Here is a 20,025-nt window from a genome sequence, read left to right as displayed (position 1 = left end):
CTCGGAATTGGGGATGCATGCGATTCGATCACGCGCTGTCTGTTCGAAACGCAGAGTTCCGGCCTTTGGGCCGAAACTCTCGGGCGCCTTTCTTGCGCCCTGAAAACCGCTGCATCCGCCTGATGTTTGGGCCTTATGGCCATAGGTATTGAAAGTGACGACGAGAATGGGAATCGAACTGCTCGGATTTCAGACCACGATTGCTAGCCCGGTAACGCTCAAGGGAATTGGCGTTCATTCGGGCGCCGAGGTGGAAATCACCTTTCATCCGGCCGAAGCCGATGCGGGCATCGTTTTCCAGCGCGTTCTCGCCAACGGCCGCCTGAGCGAGTTCAAGGCGGTTTCCTCGCAGGTCGGCAACACCGATCTCTGCACCGTTCTCGGCATGTCGCCGGCCACCTCGATCGCAACCATCGAGCATGTGATGGCCGCCATCTACGCGCTCGGCCTCGACAACCTCACCATCGAGGTTCATGGCGCCGAGATGCCGATCATGGACGGCAGCTCCGAACCCTTCATCGATGCGATCGAGCAGGTGGGCGTTCGCGCGCTGGCGGTCAAGCGTCGTTACATCCGCGTGATCAAGCCGGTGCGGATCGAATCAGGTGCGTCCTGGTCGGAATTCACGCCCTATGACGGTATGCGCTTCGAGGTCGAGATCGATTTCGACTGCCCGCTGATCGGTCGCCAGGCCTGGAAGGGCGACATGACGCCTTCGGTGTTCAAGCGCGAACTGTCGCGTGCCCGCACCTTCGGCTTCATGCGCGACGTCGAGCGCCTCTGGGCTGCCGGCTACGCGCTGGGCTCGTCGCTGGAAAACTCGGTCGTGATCTCCGATGACGATTCGGTCATCAATGTCGAAGGCCTTCGCTATACGGACGAATTCGTGCGCCACAAGACGCTCGACGCCGTTGGCGACCTTTCGCTTGCCGGCGCACCGTTTATCGGCTGCTACCGTTCTTATCGCGGTGGTCACAAGATGAACGCAAATGTGCTCAAGGCTCTGCTCAGTGATCCCTCGGCCTACGAGGTCGTCGAAACCGCCACGCCACGTCAGCGCACCCGTGCGCGCGACATGGTTGCGGTTGCAGTTCCGGGCTTCGCGCCCTGGTCCGCATAACAACAAAAAGACACTCTCCTCCAGTCGCCGGCCGAAAGGCCGGCATTTTCATGTCGGCGCCGCCATAAATTTGCATGAATCACCGATCATGACGTTGCGGCATTGAGGCAACTTGCTCTAAAAGCGCATGTCTGGCGGGGTCGATGCCCGCAGAATGGAACGGGAATATCCGATGGTTCTTGCAGTTTCTGTTGATTTGAAAAAGTCAGCGCGTGTGTTCGCCGTGGTAGTCGCGGCCGTTGCCGGCAGCGCCCTGATTACCGCCTGCCAGAACGATCCCGATATCGACATCACCAAGCTGACGGCCGAGACCGATCCGCCGGAGGTGCTGTACAACCAGGGTCTCGCCAACCTCAATGCCGGCAAGACCACGGAAGCGGCGCGCAAGTTCGAAGCGCTCGACCGGCAGCATCCTTTCTCCGAATACGCGCGCAAGGCGCTCGTGATGAACGCCTTCGTCAGCTATCGCAACGGCCAGTACCAGGAGGCGATCAATTCCACCGGGCGCTACCTGAACCTCTATCCGCAGTCGGAAGATGCGGCCTATGCGCAGTACATTCAGGGGCTTGCCTATACCAAGCAGATCCCGGGCGTGACGCAGGACCAGAAGCCGGCCTTTAAGGCGATCGAGGCGATGCAGGCCGTCGTCGACAAGTATCCGGACTCGCAATATGTCGAGGATGCCCAGGCGAAGATCCGCTTTGCCCGCGACCAGCTCGCCGGCAAGGAAATGCAGGTCGGCCGCTATTATCTCGAGCGCAAGGAATACCTCGCCGCCGTGTCGCGTTTCCGCACCGTCGTCGAGAAGTATCCCAATACCAACCAGGTCGAAGAAGCACTGGCCCGTCTGGTCGAAGCCTATTACGCAATGGGCGTGGCCTCCGAAGCGCAGACCGCTGCCGCCGTTCTCGGACACAACTATCCGGACAGCCAGTGGTATGGTGATTCCTTCAAGCTGTTGCAGTCGGGTGGCCTCGAGCCTCGCGAAAGCGGCAATTCCTGGATTGCGCGCGCAGGCAAGAAGCTGATCGGCGCCTGACACGGAAGATTTGACCCCGGATGCTCGCCCAGATCTCGATCCGCGATATCGTCCTGATTGAACGGCTTGATCTGGCGTTCGAGGCCGGCCTGTCCGTGTTGACCGGTGAGACAGGTGCCGGAAAATCGATCCTGCTCGACAGCCTGTCGCTGGCCCTTGGCGGGCGCGGCGACGGCTCGCTCGTGCGTCACGGCTCGGACAAGGGCCAGGTGACGGCGGTCTTCGACGTGCCGATGGGGCACTCGGCACGGCTGATGCTGCGTGACAACGGCGTCGACGATGATGGCGATCTGATTTTCCGTCGCGTGCAGTCGGCCGATGGCCGCACCAAGGCTTTCGTCAACGATCAGCCGGTCAGCGTTCAATTGATGCGGCAACTTGGCCAGACACTGGTCGAAATCCACGGGCAGCATGACGACCGCGCGCTTGTCGATATCGACGCGCACCGCACGCTTCTCGACGCCTTTGGCGGCACGACCGACGAGGCAGAGCAGGTCTCCGGCCTCTACCGCGCCTGGAAAGATGCCGAACGCGGACTGAAGAAGCATCGCGAGCGCGTCGAGGCGGCAGCACGCGAAGCGGACTATCTGCGCTCCTCTGTCGAAGAACTGGAAAAGCTCAGCCCGCGCGATGGCGAAGAGGACGAGCTTGCCGAAAAGCGCGCGCGGATGATGAAGTCCGAGCGGATCGCCGGCGACATCAACGAAGCCTCCGAATTTCTCAACGGCAACGGCTCGCCGGTTCCATTGATTGCCTCGCTGGTGCGCCGGCTGGAGCGCAAGAGCCATGAGGCGCCGGGGCTGCTGGAAGAAACCGTCGAGCTCTTGGATGCCGCGCTGAACCAGCTTTCGGATGCGCAAATGGCCGTCGAGCGAGCGCTGCGCAACACCGAATTCGACCCGAAGGAATTGGAGCGGGTGGAGGAGCGCCTGTTTGCGCTTCGTGGCGCCAGCCGAAAATATTCCGTGCCGGTCGCCGAGCTTCCGGCGCTGGCGGTGCGGATGATTTCCGACCTGGCCGACCTCGATGCCGGCGAGGAGAAGCTGAAGCAACTCGACATGCAGGTTGTTGCGGCACGGGTGGCTTTCGACGCTGCGGCGCGCACCTTGTCCGACAAGCGACAGAACACGGCGTCGGCGCTGTCTGCTGCAGTCATGGCCGAGCTGCCGGCGCTGAAGCTCGAACGTGCCCGCTTCATGGTCGAAGTGCAGAGCGATGCGGCCCAGCCGACCGTCGACGGCATCGATCTGGTCGAATTCCATGTCCAGACCAATCCGGGCACCCGGCCGGGGCCGATCATGAAGGTGGCTTCGGGCGGCGAACTTTCGCGCTTCCTGCTGGCGCTGAAGGTGGCGCTTGCCGACCGCGGCTCGGCGCCGACCCTCGTCTTCGACGAAATCGACACCGGAGTCGGTGGCGCGGTCGCGGATGCCATCGGCCAGCGACTGAAGCGCCTTTCCGGCACGGTGCAGGTGCTTTCGGTCACCCATGCGCCGCAGGTTGCCGCACGCGCGGCGACGCATCTGCTGATCTCCAAGGGACCATCGACCGAAAAGGCCGAGATGATCTCGACCCGCGTCGCCCGAATGGACGACAAGGCCCGCACCGAGGAAATCGCCCGCATGCTCGCCGGTGCCTCGATCACCGAAGAGGCGAGGGCGGCCGCCGCCCGATTGCTTTCCGGCAACGGTTAGTGCCCGCTACGCCTTCTCGCCAAGTTGTCTCCCGGTCGAGCGCGTGTCTTTATTAGGCGTTGCGCGGATATGCGAGCTTTGGCATGTGGGAACAGCTCCAGCAGCGAATTCAGCTTCGACTGGACCAGATGCGCAAGCATCCGGAACTGATCCTGCTCTATTCTCTCGCCTTCGTCGGCTACATCCTGACGATGAAGGAAGCCAACAAACAGCTGGGGGTGATCGGCATCCTGGCGGTGGTGGCCGGCACGGCGCTCATCCCCTATCTGGTCGCGCGACTTCGCGGCGCGCGCAGCATCGAACTGCCGGACGAGAAGGACGATGGCGCCGCACCGCTCGGGTTTCTGCGCTCCAGCGCTGAGGATGACCGCCCGTACCTGGTGCGTGTCCCGCCATCGACGGCGGTTGCCTATGATGTCATCCGCAAGGCGCAGGACGTCTTTCAGAGCGACGCGATCGATCCGGAGGAGGATATGAAAGCCTTCTTCTCCGATCCCTACAGCCTGATCTGCCTGCAGGACTCCGACGACAATATCTACGGTTTCACCGACTACTACGCCTTCGAGAAGAAGCACTTCAAGCTGTTCCTGCAAGGTGACTATGGCTTCGACGACCTGCTTGCCAACGGGTTGCTTGTCCATCCGAAGGCGCGCAAGGCCAAGGTGGTCTATCTCGCTACCATCCTCAATCTCAGCTACCTGCTCGATTCCATGCGCAGCGAACGCCGGCGGCAGAACGGCATCCTCGTCTGGGCGACGGTGTCGGCGATCCTGGAGTACCAGGAGTTTCCGCCCGAAGGTATCGACCTCTATGGCATCGGCTGGGACAAGGGCGGCGCCGCCATCCTGAAAATGTTCGGCCTCGATCCGGTTGGTCGCGTCATGCGCGGCCTTGCGGAAGGCAAATGGATCTACACCAGACGCGGCGTCCACCGGCAGGATTTGGAAGGGATACGCGCGCGCTACCAGAAGCGATACGAGCGCTGGTGTGAGTTGGAGATCCGCCGCTGCGCCGACGTCGAGCCAAGTGTCGCTCCGGCCGGATGATCAGGGGAGACCGATAACGGCCGCTCTTTTCTTTCCCGACAGTTGCTCTAAAAAACGACTCCCAATCCGGAGTCGTCGCGCATGTCCAGTGAACTGAAACCCGTCGAGAAGCTGAACGAAACGGAAGCCGCCGAGGAGCTGGCCTTTCTCGCCTCCGAGCTTGCCCGGCACGACGCGCTCTATCATGGCAACGACGCGCCGGAGATCACGGATGCGGACTATGACGCGCTGAAGCGGCGCAACGATGCGATCGAGGCGCAGTTTCCGGCGCTTGCGCGCGAGGACAGCCCATCGAAGAAGGTGGGGGCAGCGCCATCCGTTACCTTCCAGCCGGTCGTTCATGCCCGGCCGATGCTGTCGCTCGACAACACGTTTTCCGACGAGGACGCCCGCGATTTCGTCGCCTCGGTCTACCGCTTCCTCGGGCAGCTGCCGGATAATTCGATCGCCTTTACCGCCGAGCCGAAGATCGACGGCCTCTCGATGTCGCTGCGCTACGAGAACCGGCGGCTGGTGACGGCGGCGACCCGTGGCGACGGCACAACAGGTGAAAACGTCACCGCCAATATCCGCACCATCGGCATGATCCCGCAGACGCTGCCGGCCGGCGCTCCTGAGATCGTCGAGGTGCGCGGCGAAATCTACATGGCGAAGTCCGACTTTGCCGCACTCAACGCCGAGATGGCAGCGCTCGGCAAGCCGCTCTACGTCAACCCGCGCAACACCGCTTCCGGGTCGCTCCGCCAGCTCGACGCCAAGGTGACTGCCAGCCGCAAGCTGCGCTTCTTTGCCTATGCCTGGGGCGAAATGTCGGAAATGCCTGCCGATACCCAATTCGGCATGGTCGAGGCATTCAAGGCCTGGGGTTTCCCGGTCAATCCACTGATGCAGCGGATTTCGTCGGCCGACGAGCTGCTGACGCATTACCACCATATCGAGCGCGAACGGCCTGATCTCGACTATGATATCGACGGCGTCGTCTACAAGGTCGACCGGCTCGACCTGCAGGCGCGGCTCGGTTTCCGCTCGCGCTCGCCCCGCTGGGCGACGGCGCACAAGTTCCCGGCCGAGCAGGCATTTACGCGGCTGACGGCCATAGACATCCAGGTGGGGCGCACCGGCGCGCTGACGCCGGTGGCACGGCTGGAGCCGATCACCGTCGGCGGCGTCGTCGTGACCAATGCGACGCTGCACAACGAGGATTACATCAAGGGGCTCGGCAACAGCGGCGAACCGATCCGCGAGGGTCGCGACATCCGTATCGGCGACATGGTGATCGTCCAGCGGGCGGGCGACGTCATCCCGCAGATCGTCGACGTGGTGATGGACGAGCGCAAGGAGGGGAGCGAGCCCTATCGTTTTCCGACGACATGCCCGGTCTGCGGCAGCCATGCGGTGCGCGACATCAACGAGAAGTCCGGCAAGGTGGATGCAGTGCGCCGCTGCACCGGCGGCTTCGTCTGCCGGGCGCAGGCGGTCGAGCATCTCAAGCATTTCGTCTCGCGCAATGCCTATGACATCGAAGGCCTCGGCTCCAAGCAGATCGAGTTCTTCTTCGAGAGCGAGGATCCGACGCTGTCGATCCGCACGGCGGCCGACATCTTCACGCTGGAAAAGCGCCAGGAGACGTCGCTGACAAAGCTCGAAAACATCGACGGCTTCGGCCGCGTCAGCGTGCGCAAGCTCTATGACGCGATCAACACCCGCCGCTCGATCGCGCTGCATCGCTTCATCTACGCGCTTGGCATCCGCCATGTCGGGGAGACCACGGCCAAGCTGCTCGCGCGCTCCTACGGCACCTACGAGGCCTTCGGCGCAGCCATGAGCGAAGCCGGCACCTTTACGGGTGATGCCTGGAACGAACTCAACAGTATCGACGGCATCGGCGAAGTCGTCGCCCGCGCCATCGTCGAGTTCTACAAGGAGCCGAGGAACCTTGAAGTGGTGACGCGACTGCTTGCCGAAGTGACGCCCGAAGGGGCGGAGATACCGGTTGCGAGCGACAGCCCGGTCGCCGGCAAGACCGTGGTCTTCACCGGTTCGCTCGAAAAGATGACGCGCGATGAGGCCAAGGCCAAGGCGGAAAGCCTCGGCGCCAAGGTGGCAGGTTCCGTGTCGAAGAAGACCGATATCGTCGTCGCCGGCCCGGGAGCGGGCTCCAAGCTCGACAAGGCGCGCGAACTCGGCGTGCAGACGATGGACGAGGACGAGTGGCTGGCGCTGATCGGGGGCTGATGCCCACGATCAGGGGCGCTGGCAGGCGTTGTCGTTATGCCTGTTCCGCGTCGTAGGCTTCGGATGCTGCCTTCAGCGCGGCGATGTCGTCGGCGCAGATGACATTGCGCAGCGCGTCGAACTTCGACCTCTCCCATCGGTAGATGCCGAGTGAGAGCAACGTCTCGATGTCTGCTTCGGGAAAGCGCTGGCGAACGGGGCGGGCCGGATTGCCGGCAACGATGGTGTAAGCCGACACGTCTCTGGTGACGATCGCGCCCGAAGCGATGACGGCGCCTTCACCAAGGGTGACTCCCGGCATGATCATGGCGCGCATGCCGATCCAGGCGCCGTCGCCGATGATCGTGTCGCCCTTGCCGATATAGGCTTCGCCAATCATATCGATGAACGGATAGAGGCTGACCCAATCGGTGCGGTGGGTGTGGTTGCCACCCATCAGGATTACCGCCTCGGCACCGATCGCGACGTAGTCTCCGATCCGCAACTGGTCGATCGGCCATTGCGGCTCCCAGGCCTTGAGGCTGTAGTCGTCGCCATAGAGGTAGCGAACGACGCTCTCCTCGAAGGAACCCGTCCAAGCGTTGCTGTAGTAGCTGTTGGTGCCGCGCACATGGATATTCGGGTTGCGCACGGTCTCGTGCAAAAGCTCGACCTTGGACCAATGCTTGGCTTCGACATTCATGGACATGGGGCTTCCTCATTCTGCTCATTGCAAGCGTCAGCGACGGCTCACTCGCCTTCTCGACGTATGGGTTCCCCAACTATCCGGTTTTTCGGGCAATTTCTCCCCAAAACCTCTGCGGCCGATAGCCTCGCTCATAGTTGCGTGCACCGGATCAGACAAAAAAAAGCGCCCGCCGCGAAACGCGGCGGGCGCAAGGCAAGGGGATTGCGTCAGATCAGGAGGCCTGCTGCTGGGCGGCTTCCATGTCCATCCACATGAATTCCCAGACGTGGCCGTCGAGATCCTGGAAGCTGATGCCGTACATGAAGCCGTAGTCGAGTGCCGGCTTCCAGGGCTTGGCACCGGCAGCGAGTGCCTTGGCGAGCATGTCGTCGCATTCGGCGCGGCTCGAGGCGGAAAGGGCGGTGATGACCTCGGTGCCCTTGCTGGCATCGCTGATCTCGCCGGTGATGAAGCCGCGGAACTTCGGTTCGGTCAAAAGCATGACGAAAATATTGTCCGAGATCACCGTGCAGGCGGCCGTGTCGTCGGAGAACTGCTCGTTGAAGGTATAGCCGAGTGCCGCGAAAAAGGCCCGGGACGCCTTCAGGTCCTTGACGGGCAGGTTTACAAAAATCATGCGCATGGAATGCTCCTCGTAGGGATTTTCTTGATTGAACATAACTAGGACGTTCGGCGTGACACGCAGCCGACAGCCGTTCAGACATTTTTTGAGAAATGCGAAGTGTCCCCGCTGATGTGGTGTGCAATCATAGGTTTTCAAGCATTTCCGGTTCACCCGAGATTACTGGCAATTCGCTCGGCAAGGTGCCGGCGGCGCGCTCGAAATGGGCGAGCACATCTGGAACGGCGGCGAGTGCCACACGAGGCCGATCAGAGTTTGGCGGTCCATGCTGAATCCGCATCGTTTGCACCTCGCACATTTCTGGCGGATGTTCCATGGTCTCCGGACCTCGTGAAGAGGTGCGGCGAGCAACGATGACTGTCGGCGCCCGGGATGTGAGGAGACACGATGCGTTTGAACCAGGTGACGGTGACGATGCCCGATCTCGATGCGGGGTGGGAGTTCTACCGCACGCTCGGGCTGCAGCCGATCGTCGATGCGCGGCCGCATTATGTGCGCTTCGTCTGCCCGGATGGCGGCAGTTCGTTTTCGCTGCATCAGGGCGAGGCGGGCGGCAGCGGCACAACCGTCTACTTCGAGTGCGACGATCTGGATCTGACCGTCAGCCGGCTGATCGAGGCCGGTATCCTGTTTGCGAGCAGTCCCGCCGACAAGAGCTGGCTGTGGCGGGAAGCCGAAATCTTTGATCCCGCCGGCAACCGCATCGTACTTTATTTCGCAGGCGCCAACAGGCTCGATCCGCCCTGGCGGGTGCCGAGTTCCGCCCACAGCTGAGCTTGCCCGCCCGGACCGTGCGATAATTGGCTTGGCTCTATTCGCAGCGGCACCAATTCCGTTTGTCTTTTTGCGCTGCACAAGATAGAGGTTTGCAGCCAAATTTTGTGCAATTGCCTTTTCGCGGAGCGGGCCAAGAGCCACAGGCCGCGGGGCGGGGCGCTAGCGGCGCCTTCGCGGATTGGAGGGTCCGGATTTGAAGACCATCACCACCATCACCGAGCTGCGCGCAGCCCTTGCCGAATACCGGCGGGCAGGCAAGACGGTCGGGCTCGTGCCGACCATGGGCTATCTGCATGTCGGCCATATGGAGCTTGTGCGCCGTGCGCGCGGGCAAAATGACGTCGTCGTTGCCAGCATCTTCGTCAATCCGCTGCAGTTCGGCCCCAACGAAGACTTGAGCAAATATCCGCGCGATCTCGCCCGCGATCAGGCGATGCTGGAAGAGGGCGGCGTCGACTTCCTGTTTTCGCCAGGGGTGTCCGACATGTATCCGCGACCGATGGAAACGGTGGTCGACGTGCCGAAGCTCGGCTCCGAGCTTGAAGGTTCCGTGCGTCCCGGCCACTTTGCCGGCGTTGCGACTGTCGTCACCAAGCTGTTCAACATCGTGCAGCCGGACCGCGCCTATTTCGGCGAGAAGGATTTCCAGCAGCTGCAGATCATTCGCCGTATGGTCGATGATCTCGCCCAGCCGGTGGAGATCATCGGCGTGCCGACGGTGCGCGAGGCCGATGGGCTCGCCTGTTCGTCGCGCAATGTCTACCTCAGCGCCGCTGAGCGTGAAGCGGCTGCCATCGTGCCGAAGGCACTTGCCGAGGCCGAGCGGCTGGTCGCGTCCGGGATCACCGATGCCGTCGAAGTGGAAAGGGCCGTGACGGCTTTTCTTTCCGCCGAACCGCTGGCTCGACCCGAAGTCGTGGCGCTGCGCGATCCTGGCACGCTCGAAACAATTCAAGAGATCGGTGACAAGCCGGTGCTGCTGCTGCTCTTCGTGCGCTTCGGCACGACGAAGCTGCTCGACAACCGCGTGATTGCCGCCAAATCCGCCCATTTTGCAAAGGTTGCCTGAGAATGAGCGTACAATCTGCCAGACGCCGCCTGAGCCCTGCCAATATCGAGGCGCTGAAGGGCGAGCGCCCGATCGTCAGCCTGACGGCCTATACGACACCGATTGCCCGGCTGCTCGATCCGCATGTCGATTTCCTGTTGGTCGGCGATTCGCTCGGCATGGTGCTCTACGGTCTCGACACCACCGTCGGCGTCACGCTCGAGATGATGATCGCCCATGGCCAGGCGGTCATGCGCGGCTCGGAGCGCTCCTGCATTGTCATCGACCTGCCGTTCGGCTCCTACCAGGAATCCAAGGAACAGGCCTTCCGAAGTGCTGCACGCGTTTTGAAGGAAACCGGCTGTAGCGCCGTGAAGCTCGAGGGTGGCGCCGAGATGGCCGAGACGGTCGAGTTCCTCGTCAGCCGCGGCATTCCGGTTCTCGGCCATGTCGGGCTGATGCCGCAGCTCGTCAACACCACCGGCGGCTATCGCTCGGTCGGTCGCAACGAGAAGGAAGTGGCCAAGATCCGCCGCGACGCCAAGGCGATCGACGATGCCGGCGCTTTTGCGATCGTCGTCGAAGGCACCGTCGAGCCGGTTGCGCGCGAGATCACCGGGGAATTGCGCTCGCCGACCATCGGCATCGGCGCATCGCCGGCCTGCGACGGCCAGATCCTCGTCTCTGACGATATGCTGGGCCTGTTCAACGACTTCAAGCCCCGCTTCGTCAAACATTTTGCCGAACTGGCGCCGGCGATCTCGAAGGCTGCGGAGGAATACGCCAACGAGGTCAAGGCGCGCACGTTCCCGGGTGTCGAGCATACGTTCCAGGTCAAGCGCTGACACATCTCTTTGCACGACCTGGCCGCGCCAACGAGCACACGGCGACTTTGAACAGGAGGGCGCAGGTCATGCGGCTTGCGCCTTATCCCACTGGGGGAGCGATCTTCGGATAAATGCCCCACCGCCAGGTGGTCGGTGGCGAGGCGGCGGTGAAAAAACGGCGATCGCTTATCGACCCGTGCGCATTTCGTTCAAGCCTGCCGCGGTCAGGCATCATAAAATTCAATCATTGTATAAGCGCAATTGAATTGTTGGTCGGGGCGGGAACGCCTATCTGTCCGGCACAGGACGACAGCCGCGCGCGCCTTGAGGTGCACAGTCGCTGTCGCAGTTTTGAAATGCTGCATGTGGCCTTGATCGATCCCGATTAAAGACGGCATGCCGCGGGCGCCCATTGCCGGCGCCGCGGGAGGATTCCATGAGAAAAGACGAATTCTGGGAAGGCGTGCGCGGCGGCTTCCCGATCATGCTAGCGGCGTCACCCTTTGGCGCGCTGTTCGGTGCGCTTGCGGTCGACAATGGTTTTACCATCGCCGATACCGTGTTCATGAGCGCGACGGTTTATGCCGGCGCCAGCCAGATGGTCGGCATCGAGCTGTTCGGCAACCATGTCCAGCCATGGCTGGTGGTGCTTTCGGTCTTCGCCGTCAACTTCCGCCACGTGCTCTATTCCGCCTCGATCGCCAAATACATCCGGCATTTCACCGAGGTCCAGAAGTTCTTTGCCTTCTTCCTGCTGGTCGATCCGCAATATGCCGAGACCGAGAAGCGCGGCGAGCGTGGCCTGCCGGTGACCTTCCCCTGGTATCTCGGCTTCGGCCTGGTGATCTATTTCCCCTGGATCTTCAACACGCTGCTTGGCGCGATCTTCGGTCAGTTGATCGGCGATCCCAAGGCCATCGGCCTCGACGTGCTCTTGCCGATCTACTTCCTCGGCCTGGTGATGGGTTTTCGCAAGCGTGACCGCTTTTTGCCGATCGTTGCGGTTTCTGCCGTGGCGTCGGTTGCCGGCATGCATCTCGTCGGCTCGCCCTGGCATGTCAGCATCGGGGCGCTGGCGGGCGTGCTGCTCGCCGCCTGCCTGCCGCCGACCGAGACGGTTTCGGCACCGCCCGTCGCCATCGAGAAGGAGGCCTGAGCCATGGACCCGCAACACCTCAATCTCATCTATCTGATCATCGCGGCGGCCGTTGCGACCTTCATCACCCGCATCGGTGGCTATGTGCTCATCACCCAGATGAAGCAGATCCCGCCGCGGCTCGAATCGGCATTGAACGCCGTTCCGGCGGCGGTGCTGACGACGCTGGTGGCGCCGGCCTTCGTCTATGGCGGCTTCGACGTCGCGGTCTCGATGTTCGTCGCCTTCGCCATTGCGCTCGGGCTTAATCTCTCCACCTTGCGCATGCTCGTCATCGGCTGGGTGGTGGTGATGCTGATCCGGCATCTCGTCCTGTAGGTTCCTCACCGCCTTTGTGCGGGCAATCCCTGTCGCTGGTCGTGTCGTCGAAGACGGCGCGGGCAGGGCAGGGTGCGCTGAACGCTCCGGCGTTGGCTTCGGGCGCGTCCTGGATTATCATCCTCTGATTGCCGGAGAGGTACGGCTGCGCCGCGCGCCCTGTCTGACGCGCAAAGGTCGCGGTTGCACTTTGACTTGCTGCAGCCTCCCGGTGGTGGAGGAGCGACCATGATTACCAGGATCTCGATTGCCCTTTTGCTCGCGCTTGCGCCTGCGACGGCCTTTGCCAACCAGTGCCCCACCATGATGGCTGCGATCGATGCGGCCATCCCGACGGCCTCTCTTTCCGAGGCCGACATGGCGAAGGTCACGGCGCTGCGCAAGCAGGGCGAAGACCAGCACAAGGCCGGCGATCACGCCGCGTCGGAGGCAACGCTCGGCCAGGCCAAGAAACTGTTGGGAATCTGAAAGGAAAAGCCGGGGCTTCCCCCAAGCCTTTGTGCTTCTTCTTGAAAGCCGGCGTCAGAGCGGGATGAGGAAAACTGCGTGCGGTTTTCCGGCCGCATCCCGCCCCAATTTGCTACAGCGCCGGGCGCTCTCCCGGATTCGCTTGTTGCGCTTTAAGCTCTTGTTTTTGCGCATGTCGTTATCGCAAAACCACTGCGCACCTTTGCGCGACATGCTTTGGGGACTGGAAACGCGCTTCAGCCCCTTCGCAATGCCCCACTCAGCGTGTGATGGCTTTCGTCGCGGTCTTCAGCCAGTTGCGGGTCTCGTCGCCCACCAACAGCGGCATCAGCTTTTCGCGCGTCTCGGCGTGGTAGGCGTTGAACCAGCCCAGTTCCTCGTCGGTCAGCAACGCCGGCAGCACCAGGCGGCTGTCGATCGGGCAATAGGTGATCGTGTCGAAGCCGAGCATCGCCAGGTCGCCGCCGGCGATCTCTTCGGCCGGTTGCACCACGATGAGGTTTTCGATGCGGATGCCGAAGGCGCCGGGGCGGTAATAGCCGGGCTCGTTCGACAGGATCATGCCGGGCAGCAGTTCCTGGGTTGAAAGCCGGGCGATGCGCTGCGGTCCCTCATGCACCGAGAGGTAGGAGCCGACGCCGTGGCCGGTGCCATGGGCGTAGTCGGCGCCAGCCTTCCACAGCGCGATGCGGGCCAAGGGGTCAAGGTCGACACCGCGCGAGCCCTTGGGGAAACGCGCGGTGCTGATGGCGATCATGCCCTTCAGCACCAGCGTGAAGAAGCGCTTCTGCTCTTCCGGAACCGCGCCGACCGCCACCGTGCGGGTGATGTCGGTGGTGCCGTTGATGTATTGCGCGCCGGAATCGATCAGGAACATGGTGCCTGCTTCGATCGCGCGGTCGGTTTCGGTCGTCACGCGGTAGTGCATGATCGCCGCATGCGAGCCGGCACCGGAGATGGTGTCGAAGGAAATGTCCTTGAGTGGGTTTTGCATGCGCTCGCCGACGGTGGCACGGGCGGCTTCCAGCTGGTTGGCAGCGCCGATCTCGGTGACGGTGCCGGGCTCGGCCTTGTCGAGCCAGGCGAGGAATTCGACCATCGCGGCGCCATCCTGCAGATGCGCGCGGGTCGAGCCCTCGATCTCGGCCCTGTTCTTCTGGGCGCGGGGCAGGCGGGCTGGGTCGACGGCCTCGACGACCTTGCCGCCCTTGGAGCGGATCAGCTCGGAAATGGCGAAGGAGGCAAGGTCCGGGTCGAGCATGACGGCAGCACCCGCAGTACTGAGCGTCGACAGGCGGTCGTCGAAGGTCGAGGGTGCTGCGATCTCGGCGATCTGGGTGAGATAGGCTTCCTGCTCGATGCCGGTCTTGCGCTTGTCGAGGAAGATCTCGGCGCGGCCGTCGGCATGGATGATGGCGCGGGCGAGCGGATGCGGCGTGTGCGGCACGTCGGTACCGCGGATATTGAAGGTCCAGGCGACGGAGGAGGGGTCGGTCAAAACCACGGCGCTGGCACCGGCCTTTTCGAGGCCGCCAGCGATGGTCGCGATCTTGTCCTTGGCAAGCTCGCCGGCCTGCTCGATCGGCTGGATGGAGACGCGGCCGAGCGGGGCTGCCGGGCGACCGGTCCAGATGCGGTCGAGCGGGTTGTGGTCGAGGAAGACGAGCGAGCCGCCGAGGACGGCAAGCGCCTTTTCCAGCCGGCGCACTTCAGCGCCTGTGTGCAGCCACGGGTCGATGCCGAGCCTGAAGCCCTTGGTGCCGTTATTTTCCAGCCAGAGATGCGGCGGCTCGCCGATGAGATCGCCGCCGATAAAGACCTGGCCGTCGACCTGTTCCTTCAGCTGGGTCACGTAACGTCCATCGACGAAAACGACAGCCTGACGCTGCGTAATGAGGGCGACGCCGGCGGAACCGGTAAAGCCGGTGAGCCAGGAAAGCCGCTCCGACGATGCCGGCACATACTCGCCCTGGAACTCGTCGGCACGGGGTACGAGAAACCCGTCGATGCCGAGGGCGGCGAAGGTGGCGCGCAAGGCTTCTGTGCGCTCCTTGCCGAACTGGGGCGTGGAGGTGACTTCAAAGGACTGAAACATGAGGGATTTCCGGTAAATTGGGCGGAGAACCGCGGGAAAGATGCGCGATCTTAGCGGAAACGTCCATGGGGAGGAAAGAGGCGAGATCCTGCCGGGCATGCCGGCGGCAGGACGTGCACAGAATCAGAGCATTTCCAGGAAAAGTGCGAAGCGGTTTTCCGTCAGGAAATGTGTAAAAACAAAGAGATAGAGCGTTTTTGCGATTCCGCATAAATCGGAAATGCTTTAGAGGGCAATTGCTCATTTACCATACATATGCGCTTTCTGCATGGCTCCTATGCCAAGAAGCTGCTATCTCTATCGGAATAATAGTTTATAAGCCGCCTCAACGAACACGGACGAACATCCGGTGGTTCAAAAGCCTGCAGTTCCGAGAATAGTTGATCACTCTGTTCTCCTCCTCCCTCAAGGGTGGTCAATTTCGGAACGGTAGACGCCCGCTCGAGCGCTCCTCCTCCTCAGGCTCGCGGGCATGGTTCGGTCTCAAGCCGAACCAGCAGGCGATGCCCCTGGCATCGCCTTTGTTTCGAAGGGCCGCCCGTCATGAAAGACGTGGCGGCCTTTTCGTTTTTCTTCGGCTTGGCTTTTTGGCGCTGGCACCCTGACATCAACGGCTCTTTCGTGCGCCGTTATGGAGCACGTGCCACAAGATGATTTTGCACAAGGTCACAATCCCGATATTGTGGACGAGTTCGGTTTCCCAACAGAGTGCGCCACCCGAAGGAGACGTGGGAGCGTGGTCGAGAAATCAATCCACCGCCGCCTTGTTGCGATCCTCGTCGCCGATGTGGTCGGCTATTCCCGCATGATGGAAGCCGATGAAGCCGGGACGTATGAGACGCTGAAGGAGCGGCGAAGTCATGTGCTCTACCCGGTGGTGCGCGCCCATGGAGGACGCATCGTCAAGCTGATGGGCGACGGCGTGCTGGTCGAATTCGCCAGCGCGATTGACGTCGTCGAGGCCGCGCTCGAGCTTCAGCGGAAGATGGCGGAGGCGAATGCCGGTGTTCCAGAACCCAGCGAGATCCTGCTCCGCATCGGCATCAACATCGGCGATGTCATCGGCGAGGGTTCAGACATTTATGGCGAGGGGGTCAACATCGCAGCGCGACTGGAAGCGCTGGCCGAGCCGGGTGGCATCTGCATGTCCGAGAAGGTGCACAATGAAGTCCGAGGCAAGATCCCCGTCGTGATGAAAGACCTCGGACTGGTGCAGCTCAAGAACATTGCTGCGCCGGTCAGGATCTTCGGAATGGAGACGGCCCGGGCACTGCTCCAAACGACACTTTCTCGCGGCAGGGAATTTACCACCATCGCCGTTCTGCCTCTCACGAACATGTCGGGAAGCACAGAGCAGGACTACTTCGCCGACGGCCTCACCGAGGACATCATCACCGAGCTGAGCCGCTTCCGGAATCTCTCCGTCGTCGCCAGAAACACCACGTTCAGCTACAGGGGCCAATCGGTGAACGTGGCGGAGGTGGGCCGGCAGCTCGGTGCGGAATTCGTCCTCGAAGGCAGTGTCCGGCTGGCTGGCCAGCGCCTGCGCGCCTCGGTGCAATTGATCGACACACAGACAGGGGCGCATGTCTTTGCCGAGAGATTCGATCGCGAAATGGCGGACATCTTCGCGGTCCAGGATCAAATCGTCGATGCGATCATAGGTCGCCTGTTTTTCAATCTTCAAGAGGTGGCCGGGGCCGTTCGCGCAAGGAGTTCGACGACGGATATCTCCGCCTATAGGTCCTGGCTCCGGGCAGGGGCTGCCTGGCGCAACGGTGACGAACAGGGTGCACGCGGGCACATGCAGGAGGCGATCCGCGTCGACCCGACCTATGCGCCCGCTCTCGCCTCGCTAGGATTGCTCTACGCATACTGGCGGTTCAGTGAGCCTGATGCTGCGACAGATGCCGGGCTTGAGGTTGAGTGCCAGGAATATGCCGCGCGGGCGATCGCTGCCGACAGAAACGATCCATTCGTCCTCACCAGCGTTGCTGCATGCTTTCTGTTGGTCGGGAAAATTGACGAGGCCCTGCGCTACTCCGACATTGCGATCTCGATGAGCCCGCGCGACATGAACGTCCTTGTCGCCCGAGGCATGATCCTTTCCTATGCGGGAATGCATGAAGAAGGCTTGGCGCTTGTCGAACGGGGCTGCAAGTTCGAGCCGCTCCTGCCGCCGGCGTTCCTCTCCAGTCTCGGGGACTGCTACTATCTCGCGCGCAGGTTCGATGCGGCATTGACCGCCTACGGAACCCTGATCGATCCGCCGTATTTCTTCCGATTGAACCAGGCGGCCTGTCTCGCCCAGCTCGGCAGGCCAGGCGGCCTGTCTCGCCCAGCTCGGCAGGGCGGAGGAGGCGGCAATCATAACGCGCGCGATGCCCGCGGCGTTCGATGCAGACGTCTACGCCCGAAACACCGCGAAGATTTGCTCCTTGTCAGAGGATGCGGAGCTCTGGCTGAACGGCTTCCGCAAAGCCGGCATATCCATCGCTCAGTTCTCCCACCGCCGTCCGGCGAAGGGATAGGCTGCAAACCGAGACCAGGTCAGGCTTTGCGAAGAAACCCTGCGGCTGTCGCTCCGGACGCGTGCCTCACTTCTCCAGGTGGATCGTCACCCAGCCGTTGCGCCAGATGGTGCGGACATGGCGCAGGTGCTGCCCGTTATAGGCGGCAAGCACCTTCCAGCGCTGCTCGGCAAGAATGCCCGAGAGGATCACCGAGCCGCCGGGGGCGAGGTTGGCGGTCAGTTGCGCTGCCATCTTCATCAGCGGACGGGCGAGGATGTTGGCGATGATCAGGTCGAAGGGGCCGTTGCCGCTGAAGGCGGTGGAGTGAAAGCCGGGGGCCGTCGCAAAGGTCATGCCGGTGACGACGCCGTTGCGGCGGGCATTTTCCTCGGCAACGCGGGTGGCGATCGGGTCGATGTCGGTGGCGAGCACCGTCACATGCAGGAGCTTCCAGGCAGCGATCGCCAGCACGCCGCTGCCGGTGCCGAGGTCGAGCACGTTGCGCACCGTGCGGGTGCGCGCCACGGTCGCCAGCACTTCGAGGCAGCCGGCGGTCGTGCCATGGTGGCCGGTGCCGAAGGCCTGGCCGGCCTCGATCTCGATGGCGATCTCACCGGTGCGGACCTTGTCGCGGTCATGGGAGCCATGCACGACGAAACGGCCGGCGCGCACGGGCGCCAGCCCCTCGAGCGACTTGGCGATCCAGTCGATATCCGGCAGCACTTCGCGTTCGATGGCAAGATGGGAAAAGTCGTCGGCAAGCGCCTCCGTCAGCCGCTCGTTGACGCTCTCCTCGTCGGCCGCCATCATGTAGATCGAGGCTTCCCAGACGTCGCGCTTTTCGTCGACTTCCGTCGTGCCGATGGCAAAATCCTCTTCGCCGAAGACCTCGCTCATGCGGTCGAGCACGGCTTCCGCCTGCTTCTCGGTGGTGGTGACGAAAAGTCTGATCTCGCTCAAGGCTCTGTCCTTCGGCTGGCTCTGCATAATCGCCGCACGCCCTATCCGACGTGCGCCGCTGCAAGCCCCCGCCGCTAGCATGAAAGCTTGGCAAACGCAAAGCGCCGGGCGATGCCGGCGCTAGCAAAGATGTTCGATTGGGGCAGGAGCGGTCCTCAACCCTTGGTGAGGTTCTCGAGCTTCTTGATCGCGGTTTCGGGGTTTTCCCCGTAGGCGATGGTGCCGGAGAAGCTGCCGTCGGCGTCGAGCAGGAACACCGAGGCGGTATGGTCCATGGTGTAGTCGCCGTCAGGCTTTTCGGCGTCGAGCGGCACCTTTTTGGCGTAAACGCGGTAGCCCTTGACCATCTCCAGCACCTTGTCGGCCGGACCGGAAATGCCGGTGATGCGCTTGGACACGTTGGAGACGTACTGGCCGAGAATTTCAGGCGTGTCGCGCTCAGGGTCGACGGTGATGAAATAGGCCTGCAGCTTGTTGCCTTCCGGGTCGACCTTTTCCAGCCAGCCGTTCAGCTCGAACAACGTCGTCGGGCAGACCTCCGGGCAATGGGTGAAGCCGAAGAACAGCGCGGTCGGTTTGCCGGAGAAAGCCTTCTCGGTGATCTCCTTGCCATCCTGCGCCACCAGCGTGAAGGGCACGCCGAAGGGGCCGGAGGCGCCCTGCTGCTTCGACTGGGTCATCTCGTAGGTCAGCCAGCCGAGAACGCCGGCCATGACGACGACGGCGGCCCAAAGGGCGATGCGAATGGTTTTCATGCGTGCTACCGATTTAGTTGGGGCCTTGGCCGGCCATATCAGGTTGATCGGCTTTTGATACCGTCTCCGCCGCAGCCACGCAAATGGGACAATTGCCGCAGGCAATCTCTTTGTGTTGAAGCATTTCCGGACGGAAAACCGCTTCGCACTTTTCCTGGAAATCCTCCGGCAGTAATGCCCGTCAGCTCAGATGCACCAGGCAAGGCCGGACTGGGCGAGCGCCAGGAAGATATCGGCGCCGTTCGCCATCCAGCCGCGGAAGGCGAGAAGCGTCACGACGGCAAGCGCCATCGCAAGACCCGCAAGCAGCGGAAGCCGGATCGATCTCTGCGTTCTCGTGTTCATGACCCTATCATAGCATCCGGAGCGCCAAGGGGAAGGGATCTCCGGCCGGGCCGGAGATCGGCGTTCAGGCGGCCGGCAACACCAGCGGGTCGAGATCGGCGCGGTAGCGCTGGACGGCCTGGGTCGTTTTCGCGTCGAAGGGCAACAGAAGCGGCAGGAGAAGATCGCGCAGGAACAGTGCGACCGGGCCCTTTGCCTGCTTCTTGGCGCCACGGCGGCGGCTGATGCGGACGATGTGTTCCACCCGGTCGCGCCGGAGCGTCTCATAGGCCCTGAAGGCCCGGCTCGGCGCGCCATAGGCGGTGAGGCAGGCGGCGAG

At 62.5% G+C, this 20,025-nt stretch carries 19 protein-coding genes and 1 pseudogene; 11 read left to right on the top strand and 9 right to left on the bottom strand.

The annotated features are described in order from the left end of the window. Positions 1–166 precede the first annotated feature (166 nt). The 5 genes from lpxC to ligA all read left to right on the top strand — a co-directional run bounded on the left by lpxC (position 167) and on the right by ligA (position 7,134). On the top strand, positions 167–1,120 hold the full coding sequence (gene lpxC / locus BKP54_RS17525) for a UDP-3-O-acyl-N-acetylglucosamine deacetylase (RefSeq protein WP_025427717.1): 954 nt from the start codon (positions 167–169) through the stop codon (positions 1,118–1,120). Positions 1,121–1,292: 172 nt separating this feature from the next. Then, entirely contained in the window at positions 1,293–2,159 is an 867-nt protein-coding gene (locus BKP54_RS17520) for an outer membrane protein assembly factor BamD (RefSeq protein WP_025427716.1), read from the top strand. Between the two features lie 20 nt (positions 2,160–2,179). After that, positions 2,180–3,853, top strand: coding sequence for a DNA repair protein RecN (recN, locus tag BKP54_RS17515; protein ID WP_025427715.1), 1,674 nt, complete (start codon positions 2,180–2,182; stop codon positions 3,851–3,853). 83 nt (positions 3,854–3,936) lie between these two features. Next, positions 3,937–4,899 carry a hypothetical protein gene (locus BKP54_RS17510; RefSeq protein ID WP_025427714.1) on the top strand — a complete coding sequence of 321 codons (963 nt, stop codon included), beginning with the start codon at positions 3,937–3,939 and terminating at the stop codon, positions 4,897–4,899. An 81-nt stretch (positions 4,900–4,980) separates the two neighbouring features. Further along, positions 4,981–7,134, top strand: coding sequence for an NAD-dependent DNA ligase LigA (gene ligA / locus BKP54_RS17505; RefSeq protein ID WP_025427713.1), 2,154 nt, complete (start codon positions 4,981–4,983; stop codon positions 7,132–7,134). Between the two features lie 34 nt (positions 7,135–7,168). Here the strand turns inward: ligA and BKP54_RS17500 are convergent, their stop codons facing one another. Both BKP54_RS17500 and BKP54_RS17495 read right to left on the bottom strand, forming a co-directional pair. Then, positions 7,169–7,822, bottom strand: coding sequence for a CatB-related O-acetyltransferase (locus BKP54_RS17500; RefSeq protein ID WP_198956844.1), 654 nt, complete (start codon positions 7,820–7,822; stop codon positions 7,169–7,171). Positions 7,823–8,033: 211 nt separating this feature from the next. Beyond that, entirely contained in the window at positions 8,034–8,444 is a 411-nt protein-coding gene (locus BKP54_RS17495) for a VOC family protein (protein ID WP_025427711.1), read from the bottom strand. A gap of 387 nt (positions 8,445–8,831) precedes the next feature. Between BKP54_RS17495 and BKP54_RS17490 the strand changes: the two genes are divergently transcribed. The 6 genes from BKP54_RS17490 (at position 8,832) to BKP54_RS17465 (ending at position 13,038) form a co-directional block, all read left to right on the top strand. Further along, positions 8,832–9,218: a VOC family protein gene (locus tag BKP54_RS17490; RefSeq protein WP_025427710.1), complete on the top strand. Its 387-nt coding sequence runs from the start codon at positions 8,832–8,834 to the stop codon at positions 9,216–9,218. A 196-nt stretch (positions 9,219–9,414) separates the two neighbouring features. After that, positions 9,415–10,290 carry a pantoate--beta-alanine ligase gene (gene panC, locus BKP54_RS17485; RefSeq protein ID WP_025427709.1) on the top strand — a complete coding sequence of 292 codons (876 nt, stop codon included), beginning with the start codon at positions 9,415–9,417 and terminating at the stop codon, positions 10,288–10,290. A gap of 2 nt (positions 10,291–10,292) precedes the next feature. After that, positions 10,293–11,114, top strand: coding sequence for a 3-methyl-2-oxobutanoate hydroxymethyltransferase (panB, locus tag BKP54_RS17480; RefSeq protein WP_025427708.1), 822 nt, complete (start codon positions 10,293–10,295; stop codon positions 11,112–11,114). 418 nt (positions 11,115–11,532) lie between these two features. Next, positions 11,533–12,252, top strand: coding sequence for an AzlC family ABC transporter permease (locus BKP54_RS17475; RefSeq protein ID WP_084814678.1), 720 nt, complete (start codon positions 11,533–11,535; stop codon positions 12,250–12,252). 3 nt (positions 12,253–12,255) lie between these two features. Further along, positions 12,256–12,570, top strand: a complete 315-nt coding sequence (locus BKP54_RS17470; RefSeq protein ID WP_025427706.1) for an AzlD family protein — start codon at positions 12,256–12,258, stop codon at positions 12,568–12,570. 228 nt (positions 12,571–12,798) lie between these two features. After that, complete coding sequence (locus BKP54_RS17465; RefSeq protein ID WP_025427705.1) at positions 12,799–13,038, top strand: hypothetical protein; 240 nt, start codon at positions 12,799–12,801, stop codon at positions 13,036–13,038. 259 nt (positions 13,039–13,297) lie between these two features. Here the strand turns inward: BKP54_RS17465 and BKP54_RS17460 are convergent, their stop codons facing one another. The 7 genes and pseudogenes from BKP54_RS17460 to BKP54_RS35865 all read right to left on the bottom strand — a co-directional run. After that, positions 13,298–15,133, bottom strand: coding sequence for an aminopeptidase P family protein (locus tag BKP54_RS17460; protein WP_025427704.1), 1,836 nt, complete (start codon positions 15,131–15,133; stop codon positions 13,298–13,300). A gap of 1,072 nt (positions 15,134–16,205) precedes the next feature. After that, a complete protein-coding gene (locus BKP54_RS36100) occupies positions 16,206–16,820 on the bottom strand; it encodes a hypothetical protein (protein ID WP_198956846.1) in 615 nt (204 codons plus the stop codon). A 168-nt stretch (positions 16,821–16,988) separates the two neighbouring features. After that, on the bottom strand, positions 16,989–17,504 hold the full coding sequence (locus BKP54_RS36095) for a hypothetical protein (protein WP_198956845.1): 516 nt from the start codon (positions 17,502–17,504) through the stop codon (positions 16,989–16,991). 226 nt (positions 17,505–17,730) lie between these two features. Continuing rightward, entirely contained in the window at positions 17,731–18,606 is an 876-nt protein-coding gene (locus BKP54_RS17450) for a 50S ribosomal protein L11 methyltransferase (protein WP_025427702.1), read from the bottom strand. A 155-nt stretch (positions 18,607–18,761) separates the two neighbouring features. Further along, a complete protein-coding gene (locus BKP54_RS17445) occupies positions 18,762–19,361 on the bottom strand; it encodes an SCO family protein (protein WP_025427701.1) in 600 nt (199 codons plus the stop codon). Between the two features lie 186 nt (positions 19,362–19,547). Further along, the gene (locus tag BKP54_RS36090) at positions 19,548–19,706 is read right to left on the bottom strand and encodes a hypothetical protein (RefSeq protein ID WP_025427700.1); all 159 of its coding nucleotides are present in this window, start codon (positions 19,704–19,706) and stop codon (positions 19,548–19,550) included. Positions 19,707–19,770: 64 nt separating this feature from the next. Further along, positions 19,771–20,025, bottom strand: a pseudogene (locus BKP54_RS35865) (FAD-dependent monooxygenase); the annotation flags it as partial.

The sequence above is a fragment of the Ensifer sp. 1H6 genome, assembly GCF_001976035.1.
In the GTDB taxonomy this organism is placed as follows: Bacteria; Pseudomonadota; Alphaproteobacteria; order Rhizobiales; family Rhizobiaceae; genus Ensifer; species Ensifer canadensis.
Note: the sequence above shows the minus strand (reverse complement) of the source record. Positions and strands in the feature narration are given on the sequence as shown.